This is a genomic window from Streptomyces sp. NPDC001100 (genome assembly GCF_053598575.1).
In genome coordinates this window covers 70,173-81,283 of record NZ_JBSFKO010000024.1, presented here as the reverse complement: position 1 = coordinate 81,283, position 11,111 = coordinate 70,173, and the positions used below count along the sequence as shown (strand labels likewise).

The following is an 11,111-nucleotide window of genomic DNA, read 5'->3' as shown; positions in this document are numbered from 1 at the left end:
CCCTCAGGTGCTCAGGATGGTGACCGCCGAGACGCCCGGCGCGCCGTACAGGTGGGTGTAGCCGACGTGTGGTGTGCCGGGGATCTGTCGGTCGCCCGCCGTGCCGCGCAGTTGGAGGACGATCTCGTGGATCTGCCGCAGTCCGGAAGCGCCGATCGGTTCGCCGTTGCCGAGGAGTCCGCCATCGGTGTTGACCGGGAGTCTGCCGCCGATCTCGGTGGCGCCCTCGACGATGAGGCGTTCCTGCTCACCGTCCTTGCAGAGGCCGTTCTCGGCCATGTGGATGACCTCCGATCCGGCGTCGGTGTCCTGGAGTTGTGCGATGTCGACGTCCTCGGGGCCGATGCCCGCGCGTTCGTAGGCTTCCCGCGAGGCGTCCACGGTCGGGCTCGCGACGACCTCCCCGACCGGGAACGACGGGCTCTGCACCTCGAAGGCGCCGAGCCGACGACTGCGCAGGGCTGTTGACCGGATCCGTACCGGCTTCCCGGTGTACTTGTGGGCCTGGTCGGCCCGGCACAGCACGAGGGCCGCCGCACCTTCGTCAGGGCCGCAGTACATGTACTGGCGGAGGGGGTAGTTGAGCACGGGCGAGGCCAGAATCTCCTCCACCGACAAGGGAGTTCGGCGCCAGGCCTTCTCGTTGCGGGCCGCGTTGCCGAAGTTCTTGGCCGCCACCCGCGCGAGGGTCTCGTGGGAGATGCCGTGGTCGTGCATATAGCGGTTGATCTTCATGCCGAAGAAGTGCGTGGTGAGGAAGAGGCCGGTCTGCCCGTACCAGGAGGGGATGCCCGCCACGGACGGGTCGGCGGCGAACGCGCCGCGCGGGTGCTTGTCCAGGCCGATCGCGATGGTCAGGTCGTGCTCGCCGGTCTCGATGGCGCGGGCGGCCAGCGCCACCGAAGTACCGGCCGTGGCGCAGCCGTTGAACACCCCGCGCAGCGGTACGCCGGTCAGGCCGAGCCGGGCGACGATCGCGTCCGGGTTGGCGACCTCGTAGCTGCCGATGTACCCTCCCTGGATCTGCGGCCAGTTGACGCCCGCGTCGGCGAGCGCGAGGCGTACCGCGTCCGCGCCCATGTCCAGTGTCGGCTTCCCGGGGAAGCGGCCGAAGGGGTGGAGTCCCACGCCGATGATGACGGCCTCGGTCACGGTGTCTCCTCCTCGGCCGGGGCGAACGCGAACGTCATGACCTCGGTGCCGTCGTCCTGCACGCGGTACGGCACGAGCGTCAGCCGCATCTCCTGCCCGATCCGCAGCTTGTCCGTGTCGGGTTCGGTGAGGCGGGCCTCGACCAGCAGTTCGCCGGGGAGTTCGATGTACCCGACCGCGTACGGCTCGAAGGCCTCGGGGCCGTCGTACGGCGGGGACGGCGGCCGGAAGTCCTGGGTGGTGTACGTCCAGAGCGTCCCGCGCTCCGCCAGGAGCCGTTCCTTGGACTCCGTGCTCGCACACCGGACGCAGTCCGAGGCGGCGGGGAAGCTCACCAGTCCGCAGTCCGTGCACTCGGAGCCGATGAGACGAAGGGGTGTGCCCTCGTCGGGTGGCCAGGTGAACAGGCCTGCAGCGACGGGTTTTTGATTGGTCGTCATGTCTTCATGCCCCGTTCCGGTTGCCCAAGGCGTCGGCGTTGGGAGCCGCCTTGGCCACCAGGTTCGGGACGACCGAGGTCAGTTCCTCCGGTGTCCAGCGCGACTCCGCGCTGGCGCCAGGGCCGTTGACCCAGCCCTCCAGCACCGTGATCCGATTGCCGACGACACCGAAGACCCGGCCGGTGACCTCGCGGGAGGCGGCCGAGCCGAGCCAGACGACGAGCGGGGAGATGGCTTCGGGGGTGAGGTCCTGGGCCTCGGCGGCCTGTCTCATCATCTCGATGTCCTCGGTGAGCCGGGTCAGCGCGGTGGGCGCGATGGCGTTCACCGTCACGCCGTAGCGGGCGAGTTCGGCCGCGGCGATGACGGTGAGACTCGCGATGCCGGCCTTGGCCGAGCCGTAGTTCGACTGGCCGGGGTTGCCGAAGATGCCGGACGGGGAGGTCGTGTTGATGACCCGGGCGTCGTTGTCGTGACCGGACTTGGCGCGCTCGCGCCAGTACGCGGCGGCGTGGTGCAGGGTGGCGAAGCTGCCCTTGAGGTGGACGGCGATCACGCTGTCCCAGTCCCGCTCGGTCATCGACACGATCATCCGGTCCCGCAGGATGCCGGCGTTGTTGACCAGCACGTCCAGGCCGCCGTAGGTGTCGACGGCCTGTCGGACGAGCCGGCCGGCGCCGTCCCAGGCGGAGATGTCGTCCGTGTTGGCCACCGCCTCGCCGCCGGCCGCGACGATCTCGTCGACCACGGTCTGGGCGGGTCCGGCCGAGGCGCCTCCGCCGTCGCGCGCGCCGCCCAGGTCGTTGACCACGACCTTCGCGCCGTGCGCGGCGAACGCCAGGGCGTGTGCCCGGCCGATCCCGTTGCCGGCGCCGGTGACGACCACGACCCGGCCGTCGACCACTCCTTCGGACATCCTCAACTCCTTGATGATGTGGGCTGGTTGGCCTCGGCGAAGACGACCCGTGGGTCCTCGCTGCCACAGGCGCAGCGGCCGGTGAGCACGTGTCCGGCGATGCCGAGCGTGGTCTCGGGAAGCAGTGAGGTGCGCTCCTCCCCCGCCGCCACGGACAGCTGTCCGTCCCGCGCGCCGATCCGCCACTCGGCCGCGTTGACGTGCGCTCCGCCCCGCTCAGGGCACTCCAGGGCGAGAGCAGGTCCCGCGGTCGCGATCACGGCGGCGGACACGCCCACCCCGCGCAGCACCGGTACGGCGGCGGGCCGGGCCAGTACGACCGGCGTCGTCCGGAACATCTCACCGACGTCGGCCGCACCGGCCAGCCCCTCAAGGGTCTCGGCCGACAGGCCGATGACCGCGTGCGGGTCCAGTTCGCGGTGGAAGACCGCCGTCCTGCGGTGGTCCCAGCCCATCGCCTCGGCGATGCCGTACGGCACCTTCAGCGCGCGCAGGGCGCCGATCACCGCATGGCCCCAGAAGCCCTCGAAGCCGGAGGTGGTCAGCAACGCCCGCTGTCCTGCGGTCAGTCCGTGGTCCCGGAGGCGGGCGGTCACCCACTCGGTGTCGCGGGCGAGTTCGGCCCAGGTCAGTTCCATGTCCCGGATGCCGTCGGAAGTGGGGAAGCGTACGAGGTAGGCGAGTTCGGGCCGGTCGAGGGTACGGGCCCTGGCCAGAGTGTCGGCGCGGGCCATCAACTCTTCACCACCCGGGGGAACTTGGCGACGCTGGTCATGGTCTTCAACAGGTCCTCCTCGGTGCGCATGTCGAGCACCGGCTTGACGCCGGTCCGCTCCCGCACGGCCTCGCCCAGGCGTCCGGCCAGGGCGTCGACATCGCCGGTGAGACGGGGGTCGTAGCCGACGCGCAGGCGCAGTTCGTCGACCTCGCGTCCGGCGCGGACGATCTGGAAGACGCCGGCCACGGTCTCGGGCTGATCCTCGACGGCCTGCCAGATGTCCCGCAGGACCACGGAGCGCCCCTGGACCAGGGTCTCGTCGCCGCGCCTGCCGGCCACCCACATCCGAGCGTGGGTGCGCCCGCAGCCACAGCGGTCGCGGGAGAGGCGGACGAGGTCCTCGCTGCGGTAACGGATCAGCGGCGCGGCCCGGTTGTCGAGGTCGGTGGCGACCAGTTCGCCGAGGTCGCCCTCCGCCGCGTCGCGCCAGCCGTGCTCGTCCACCTCGACGCACTCCGCGAAGACGGTGTCCTCCCAGAGGTGGAAGCCATCGTGTTCGCGGCACTCCCAGGCGGTGCCGGTGTCGGCGGCGCTGGTGTACTCGTAGACGTCGATGCCCCAGTCCTCGCGGATCCGCTCACGCATCTTCCGACTGAGGGGCTGTCCGGCGCAGGAGGCGCCCTTGAGGGAGGAGAACGCCTCCTTGAGGTCGGTCCGGCCGGCCAGGTGCTCCAGCTCCACCATCTGCGGATACATCATCTGGAGGTAGGCCGGGCGGTAGGTGCGCAGGGCCTCGACGACCTCGTCCATCTTCCCGAGCCAGGTGTCCACCTCGATGACGACCGCGCCGAGCGCCTGGTAGCCGGGGTCCATGAGGTTGCGGAAGGTGCCGGGCGGGCTCAGCACCCGGTCACCGGGCCTGAGACCGAGTTCCCAGAGGTCACGCACCTGTGCGGTGACCAGGGGCGGCGCGTCCTCCCAGATCTCGGCGAAGAACTCCGGGTCGCCGGTGGTGCCCGAGCTGGAGGAGACGGAGGTCAGTTCCTCGGTCGGGACACAGAGCAGCCCGCCGAAGGGGTCGCCGGTGCGGGACCGGTGGGCGCGCACCATGTCCTTGGTGATGAACGGGATGCGTGCCCGGAAGTCATCGAGGGTGCGGATGTCACGCGGGTGCACCCCGTGCTCGTCCCAAAGTGCGCGGTAGAAGGCGGAGTTGGCGTAGGCGTACTCGACGAGTTCCACCACCCGTTCTTCCTGGCGTGCCCGCAACTGGTCCCGGGCCATGGTCTCCACCTGTGGCTCGAAGTACCTGTCAGCGGTGTCCCTGTCCCCGGCCATGACGCCTCCTCGCGGCTCAGCTGCCCAGATCTTCCAGCCATCAGCGCAATCAGTCAACTAATTTGACTGAATCCCGGGGAACTCTCGCGCTCACTCGATCCATATAGTTAACTATTAGCACTCATTAGAGCCTCGGGAGAGCGATGTGAAGATCGTTGTCTGCGTGAAGCACGTGCCCGACGCCACGGCGGACCGCACCTTCACCGAGGACGGCACCACCGACCGCGCGTCGGTCGACTCACTGCTGTCCGAACTCGACGAGTACGCCGTCGAACAGGCCCTCCGCATCGCGGAGTCGGGCCCGGACGTCGAGATCTGCTACCTCACCGTCGGTCCGGACGACGCGAAGGACGCCCTGCGCAAGGCGCTCGCCATGGGCGGCGACTCGGCGGTACACGTGGCCGACGAGGACATCGAGGGCAGCGACGTGTTCGCCACCTCGCTCGTCCTGGCCGGGGCGATCCAACGACACGGCTTCGATCTCGTGCTGTGCGGGATGGCCTCGACGGACGGCGGCGGGGGCGTCATACCGGCGCTACTCGCGGAACGGCTCGGCGTCCCGGCCGTCACCCACATCGAGGAACTGACCGTCGCGGACGGGGCGGTGACCGGTCGGCGCGAGGGCGACACCGCGACCGTGCGGGTCCGGAGCGGGCTGCCGGCCGTCGTGTCGGTGACCGACCGTTCCGGCGACGCCCGTTATCCCTCCTTCAAAGGAATCATGGCCGCGAAGAAGAAGCCCTTGGAGGCCCTCGGCCTCGCCGATCTCGGGATCGACGCCGGGCAGGTCGGCCGTACGGCGGCGCGGTCGGCGGTGGACACCGCGACCAGGCGTCCGCCGCGCACCAAGGGAGAACTCGTCTCCGACGACGGGACGGGCGGCATCGGGCTGGCCGCGTTCCTCACCGCCAAGAAGTTCGTCTGACCGACAGGTTCGCCTGTGCGACAAGTTCGCCTGACCGACCCAAGGAGCCCGTCACCGTGGCCGAGATACTCGTACTCGTCGATCACCTGGACGGCGTCGTCCGCAAGCCGACCCTCGAACTCCTCACCCTGGCACGCCGGTTGGGCGAACCGTCGGCCGTCTTCCTCGGCCCCGGTGCGGACTCCGCGGCCGAGACCCTCGGCCGGTACGGCGCGCACAAGGTCTACGTCGTGGACGCACCCGAGGTCGAGGAGTTCCTGGTCACTCCGGTCGTTGACGCCCTCGTACAGATCGCGGAGAGCACCGACCCGGCGGCGATCCTGCTGCCGTCGGGCCCGGACGGCAAGGAGACCGCCGCCCGGGTCGCGCTCCGGCTGGGGTCGGGGCTGATCACGGACGCCGTCGACATCACGGCGGGCGCCGACGGCCGCCCGGTCACCGAGCAGTCCGCGTTCGCGGCGACGTACCAGGTGACGGCGCACGTCAGCCACGGCATTCCGGTGATCACGGTGAAGCCGAACGCGACCGCACCCGAACCGGCCCCCGTCACAGCCGAGTTGGAGAAGTGGGACGTCGCTTTCGGCCCGGCCTCCGGCGCCGTGCAGATCCTGTCCCGCACGCCCCGCGAGCGCGGTGACCGGCCCGAACTGAGCGAGGCGGACATCGTCGTCTCCGGCGGCCGGGGCGTGAACGGCGCCGAGAACTTCGCCGTGATCGAGCGCGTCGCCGACGCCCTGGGCGCGGCCGTCGGCGCGTCCCGCGCGGCCGTCGACGCGGGCTGGTACCCGCACAGCCACCAGGTGGGCCAGACCGGCACGCAGGTCTCCCCGCAGCTCTATCTCGCGGCCGGCATCTCCGGGGCGATCCAGCACCGGGCGGGCATGCAGACCTCCAAGACCATCGTCGCCGTCAACAAGGACGCGGACGCCCCGATCTTCGAACTCGCCGACTACGGCGTCGTAGGGGATCTCTTCCAGGTGCTCCCGCAGCTGGTGGAGGAGATCGAGCGGCGACGGAGCTGATCTCCGCCTCTCCCGATCTCCGCTCCCCCGAACTTCCACCCGGCCTTCCACCTGGCGGCCGATACGATTAAAATCGCTAACTGATTACATCCATTGACCCGAAGGAGCGCCATGACCAAGATCTGGGTCAACTCCGGGGACTCCCATGTGATGGAGCCCGACGACCTGTGGATCCGGGCGCTGCCGCCGCGCCTCGCCGACCGGGCGCCGCGCAGTGAGCGCGGCGACAAGTACGAGGTGCTCTACATCGACGGCGAGCGCATCGACCGCCAGCTCAACGACTTCATGGACGCCATGCGGCCGCCGGGCGCCCGGGACCTCGACGTACGGCTGAAGGACCTGGACCAGGAGGGCGTCTGGGGTCAACTGGCCTTCCCCTCCATGGGGTTCTGGCTGGTGTCGATCACCGAGCGGGAGCTGGCCCGGGAGACCGTACGGGCCTGGAACGACTGGGCGCACTCCGAGGTCCTCGGGAAGCAGAAGCGCATCATCACTCCCGCCTGTGTGTCGACCGCCGACGTCGAGGACGCGGTCGCCGAGGTGGAGCGGGTGGCGGAGATGGGCTTCCAGTCGGTGTTCCTGCCGTGCCAGACCCGGCCCGGCGAGGAGTACGCCCTCGACCGGTGGGAACCGCTGTGGACGGCGGCCGAGCGGGCCGGTCTGGTGCTGGGTTTCCACATCGGCACCGGCGGCGAGAACGTCGTCTTCCGCGGGCCCGGCGGCGCGGTCGTCAACTACATGGAGACGACCTACCCGGGCATGCGGGTCGTGTCCCACATGGTCGCGGGCGGCGCTCTGGACCGGCACCCCGATCTGAAGATCCTGATCGCGGAGGGCGGCGCGGGCTGGGTGCCGGCCATCGGCGACCGGATGGACGAGGCCTACCGACAGCACGGCATGTTCGTCCGGCCGAAGCTCAGCCGGCTGCCCAGCGAGATCATCAGGCAGCAGGTGTACGCCTCCTTCCAGCACGACAAGAGCTCGGTGGAGATCGTCGAGTCGACGGGGTACCGCAACGTGATGTGGGGCGACGACTACCCCCACCTGGAAGGCACTTACGGCCACACCCAGTCAACGCTGCACGAGCTGTTCGACGGCGTGCCCGCGGACATCCGCGAGCGGGTCACCCGCGGCACCTTCGACGAACTGTTCAATCTGCCCGAGCAGACTCCCCAGGAGGCGGCCGTCTGAGCGGCGACACCCCGATGAGCAGTCCGCCGTATCCCGAGGATCTGGAACGACCGGGCCTCGTGCGCACCGGCCGGTCGACCTTCGTCCGGCCCGTCCGGCCGGAAGACGCCGACCGCCTGGTCGCGTTCGTCGGCGGACTGTCCCGGGCGACCCTGGCCTACCGCTCGCTCGGCCCGGTGGTCCGCGCCCGCGACGACGTCATCCGACGTGGCGCCCACGTGGACTACCTGAACGAACTGGCGCTCGTCGCCCTGGCCGGCGACGAGATCGCGGGCCTGGTGCGCTACGTCCGCGATCCCGAGGAACCGGAACACGCGGAGGTCACCTTCACCATCCGCGACGACCACCAGAGCGAGGGGTTCGGCAGGCTGCTCCTGGAGCACATCGCCGCCGCCGCGCGCACCCGGGGCATCCGGGTCCTGGAGGCCGACGTCCTCGCCGACAACACCCGCATGATCAACGTGTTCCTCGGCTCGGGCTTCCGGGTCGAGTTCGGGCCACCCGGTCAGATCGTCCACTTCGAGATCGCCGTCGACCCGCAGGCCCAGGCCGTCGCCCGGGCCGAACGCCGCGAGCACACGGCTGTACGGCGCTCCCTGCGCCCGCTGCTCGAACCCCGCTCGGTCGCGGTGATCGGCGCGAACCGCAGCCCCCTGACCATCGGGCACGAGATCGTGGCCAACCTGCTGCGGGGCGGTTTCCGCGGTCCCGTGTTCCCGGTCAACCCCCAGGCCGAGCAGATCGCGGGGGCACGGGCGTATCCGAACGTCCAGGAGCTTCCGGAGGTGCCGGACCTGGCGCTGGTCGCCGTACGGGCCGAGGCGGTGCCCGATGTCGTACGAGAGTGTGCGACGGCCGGCGTCAAAGCGGTGGTCGTCGTATCGACGGGCTTCGGGGAGACGGGAGTCGAAGGTCGGGCGACCGAGCTGGAGCTGGCCCGCTTCGCCCGCGCCTCCGGGATGCGGCTGGTGGGCCCGAACTGCATGGGCGTGGTCAACACGACACCCGCGGCCCGACTGGCCGCGACCTTCTCCCCCGCGCTGCCGACGCCGGGCCGGGTGGCGATGTCCAGCCAGTCCGGGCCGCTCGGGCTCGCGGTGCTCGACTTCGCGCGGCGGCTGCGGCTCGGCTTCTCCGGGTTCGTGTCGGTGGGCCACGCCGTGGACGTCTCCACCAACGACCTGCTCCAGTGGTGGGAGGAGGACCCCGAGACCTCGGTGGTCCTGCTGCACGTCGAGACCTTCGGCAATCCACGCCGGTTCGCCCGCGTCGCGCGCCGGGTCGCGCCGCGCAAACCGATCGTCGCGGTGCACCCGGGGCACGCGGACGCGGCGGTCGACTCGCTCTTCGCCCAGTCGGGCGTCATCCGTACCCGCAGTCTCCAGGAACTCTTCGACGTAGCGCTCCTGTTGGCGCACCAGCCGCCCCCGCCGGGCAACCGGGTCGCCGTGATCACCAACGCGGGCGGCCCCGCCGCGCTGACCGTCGGCGCGTGCGAGGCGAGCGGCCTGCGGGTGCCCGCACTGAATGAGCGTCTACGACACTCCCTCCGTACGGCGCTCTCGCCCCGCGCGGACGCCGCCAACCCGATCGACCTCACGCCCATGGCCACCGCCGCCCACTACCGGCAGGCGCTGGACGCCGTCCTGGCCGACGACGACATCGACGCGGCCGTGGTCCTCTTCATGCCCCCACTCGCGGACAAGCCCGACGAGGTCGCGGCGGCGATCCTCGACGCGGCCGAGGCCGCACCCGGCAAGCCGGTGGTGGCGAGCTTCCTGGGCGGCGCGGGCGTCGCCGATCTCCTGCACCGGGGCGAACTCGTCGTACCGACCTACGCGTTCCCCGAGTCCGCGGCGATCTCGCTCGGCCACGCGGCGGCGTATCAGGCGTGGCGCAGCACACCTGCCGGGGTCATCCCGGACCTTCCGGGGGTCGACACGGACCAGGCCCGCTCGCTGATCGCCGGGTGCGCTCCGGGAGCCGTACCGCCGCAGGTCGCCGCCGAGTTGCTGGACGCGTACGGCATCTCGGTCCGGGACACGCACTCGCCGGGCCCGGACGCGTTCCTCTCCGTGCGCGCGGACCCGGTCTTCGGCCCCGTGATCGCGTTCGGCCTGACCGGGGACTACGCCGACCTCATGTCCGACGTCGCCCACCGGATCACCCCGCTCAGCGATCGCGACGCCCGCGAGATGATCCGCTCGCTGCGGGCCGCCCCACTGCTGGACGGCCGGATGGGCGGCCCGGGTGTGGACCTGACAGCCCTCGAAGAAGCCGTGCTGCGGATCTCCGCGATGGTCGAGGACCTGCCCGAGATCGAGTCGATGGAACTGCGTCCGGTACGGCTGCTGCCGCCCGGGGACGGCATCGCCGTCGCCCGCGCCACGATCCAACTCGCCGACAACACAAGGAGAGGTGGCCCCTCATGAAGGTCGGCATCTACTTCGACATGCGCAACCCCCCGCCCTGGCAACAGAGTTGGTCACGCGTCTACGGATTCGCCCTGGAGATGTGCGAGGAGGCGGAGCGGCTCGGCCTCGATTCCGTCTGGTTCTCCGAACACCACGGCTTCGAGGACGGATACCTCCCGCAGCCGCTCACCATGGCCGCCGCGGTCGCCGCCCGCACGAGCAGGATCCGGCTGGGCACCGCGGTCATCCCCGCACCCCTGCACGCGGCCCCGGAGCTCGCCGAACAGGCCGCGATCGTCGACATCATCAGCGAGGGCCGCCTGGACCTCGGACTCGGCACCGGCTACCGCGTACCCGAGTACCGGCTCTACGGCGCCGATCTCGCCCGGCGCTACTCCACGACGGACCAGCGGGTGCGGGAGATCCGCGGCCTGTGGTCCGAGTCCCTGGTCACCCCGGGTCCGGTCCAGGACCCGCTGCCGATCTGGCTCGGCTACCAGGGACCGCAGGGTGCGCGCCGGACCGGACGGCTGGGCGCCGGGCTGCTGTCCCTCAACCCGGCCCTGCTGGCGCCGTACCGGGACGGGCTCGCCGAGAGCGGGTACGACGTGTCGGCGGCGCGGATGCAGGGTTCGTTCACGACGTTCGTCACCGAGGACCCCGACGGCGACTGGCCGGTGGTGCGCAAACACCTGGCGTACCAGTGGGACAGCTATCGCCGGTACATGGTCGAGGGGACCGACCAGCCGGCCCCCCGCCCCATCGACCCCGAGAAGTGGCGGGCGACGGGGCTGCAAGCGACCGGTGTCGGCCAGTTCCTGTACGGCACCCCGCAGGACATCGCCGACGCCGTCAAGGCGTACGTGGCGGGGTTGCCGGTGGAAGGGGTGTTCCTGTGGGCCTCGCTGGCGGGGATGCCCGAGGAGATGGTGGCACGCCAAGTCCAGTTGATCGCCGGGAAGTTGCGCCCGCTGCTTGCCGATGTCTGACCCGAG

General features: G+C 70.7%; 10 protein-coding genes. 5 read left to right on the top strand and 5 right to left on the bottom strand.

Going from position 1 to position 11,111, the window contains the following annotated elements:
* Positions 1-3 precede the first annotated feature (3 nt).
* Genes ACWDEW_RS30590 through ACWDEW_RS30570 form a run of 5 tightly spaced genes read right to left on the bottom strand, consistent with a single transcriptional unit; the run spans position 4 to position 4,564 of the window.
* Positions 4-1,152 (bottom strand): thiolase family protein, encoded by a 1,149-nt coding sequence (locus tag ACWDEW_RS30590; protein WP_450516883.1) that lies wholly within the window; start codon positions 1,150-1,152, stop codon positions 4-6.
* Positions 1,149-1,592, bottom strand: a complete 444-nt coding sequence (locus ACWDEW_RS30585) for a Zn-ribbon domain-containing OB-fold protein (RefSeq protein ID WP_450516881.1) — start codon at positions 1,590-1,592, stop codon at positions 1,149-1,151. Before ACWDEW_RS30585 ends, ACWDEW_RS30590 begins: the two co-directional genes overlap by 4 nt.
* 4 nt (positions 1,593-1,596) lie before the next feature.
* On the bottom strand, positions 1,597-2,508 hold the full coding sequence (locus tag ACWDEW_RS30580; protein ID WP_450516879.1) for an SDR family oxidoreductase: 912 nt from the start codon (positions 2,506-2,508) through the stop codon (positions 1,597-1,599).
* Between the two features lie 2 nt (positions 2,509-2,510).
* Positions 2,511-3,242 carry a hypothetical protein gene (locus ACWDEW_RS30575; protein ID WP_450516877.1) on the bottom strand — a complete coding sequence of 244 codons (732 nt, stop codon included), beginning with the start codon at positions 3,240-3,242 and terminating at the stop codon, positions 2,511-2,513.
* Positions 3,242-4,564, bottom strand: coding sequence for a phenylacetate--CoA ligase family protein (locus ACWDEW_RS30570; RefSeq protein ID WP_450516876.1), 1,323 nt, complete (start codon positions 4,562-4,564; stop codon positions 3,242-3,244). The genes ACWDEW_RS30575 and ACWDEW_RS30570 overlap by 1 nt, the downstream gene beginning before the upstream one ends.
* A 163-nt stretch (positions 4,565-4,727) precedes the next feature.
* Here ACWDEW_RS30570 and ACWDEW_RS30565 point away from each other — a divergent pair, with 163 nt between their 5' ends.
* The 5 genes from ACWDEW_RS30565 to ACWDEW_RS30545 all read left to right on the top strand — a co-directional run bounded on the left by ACWDEW_RS30565 (position 4,728) and on the right by ACWDEW_RS30545 (position 11,105).
* On the top strand, positions 4,728-5,489 hold the full coding sequence (locus tag ACWDEW_RS30565; protein ID WP_450516874.1) for an electron transfer flavoprotein subunit beta/FixA family protein: 762 nt from the start codon (positions 4,728-4,730) through the stop codon (positions 5,487-5,489).
* Positions 5,490-5,545: 56 nt separating this feature from the next.
* Positions 5,546-6,511, top strand: a complete 966-nt coding sequence (locus ACWDEW_RS30560; RefSeq protein WP_450516872.1) for an electron transfer flavoprotein subunit alpha/FixB family protein — start codon at positions 5,546-5,548, stop codon at positions 6,509-6,511.
* Between the two features lie 111 nt (positions 6,512-6,622).
* On the top strand, positions 6,623-7,702 hold the full coding sequence (locus ACWDEW_RS30555; protein ID WP_450516871.1) for an amidohydrolase family protein: 1,080 nt from the start codon (positions 6,623-6,625) through the stop codon (positions 7,700-7,702).
* 14 nt (positions 7,703-7,716) lie between these two features.
* Positions 7,717-10,134 carry a bifunctional acetate--CoA ligase family protein/GNAT family N-acetyltransferase gene (locus tag ACWDEW_RS30550; RefSeq protein ID WP_450516869.1) on the top strand — a complete coding sequence of 806 codons (2,418 nt, stop codon included), beginning with the start codon at positions 7,717-7,719 and terminating at the stop codon, positions 10,132-10,134.
* A complete protein-coding gene (locus ACWDEW_RS30545; protein ID WP_450516867.1) occupies positions 10,131-11,105 on the top strand; it encodes an LLM class flavin-dependent oxidoreductase in 975 nt (324 codons plus the stop codon). Before ACWDEW_RS30550 ends, ACWDEW_RS30545 begins: the two co-directional genes overlap by 4 nt.
* Positions 11,106-11,111 lie beyond the last annotated feature (6 nt).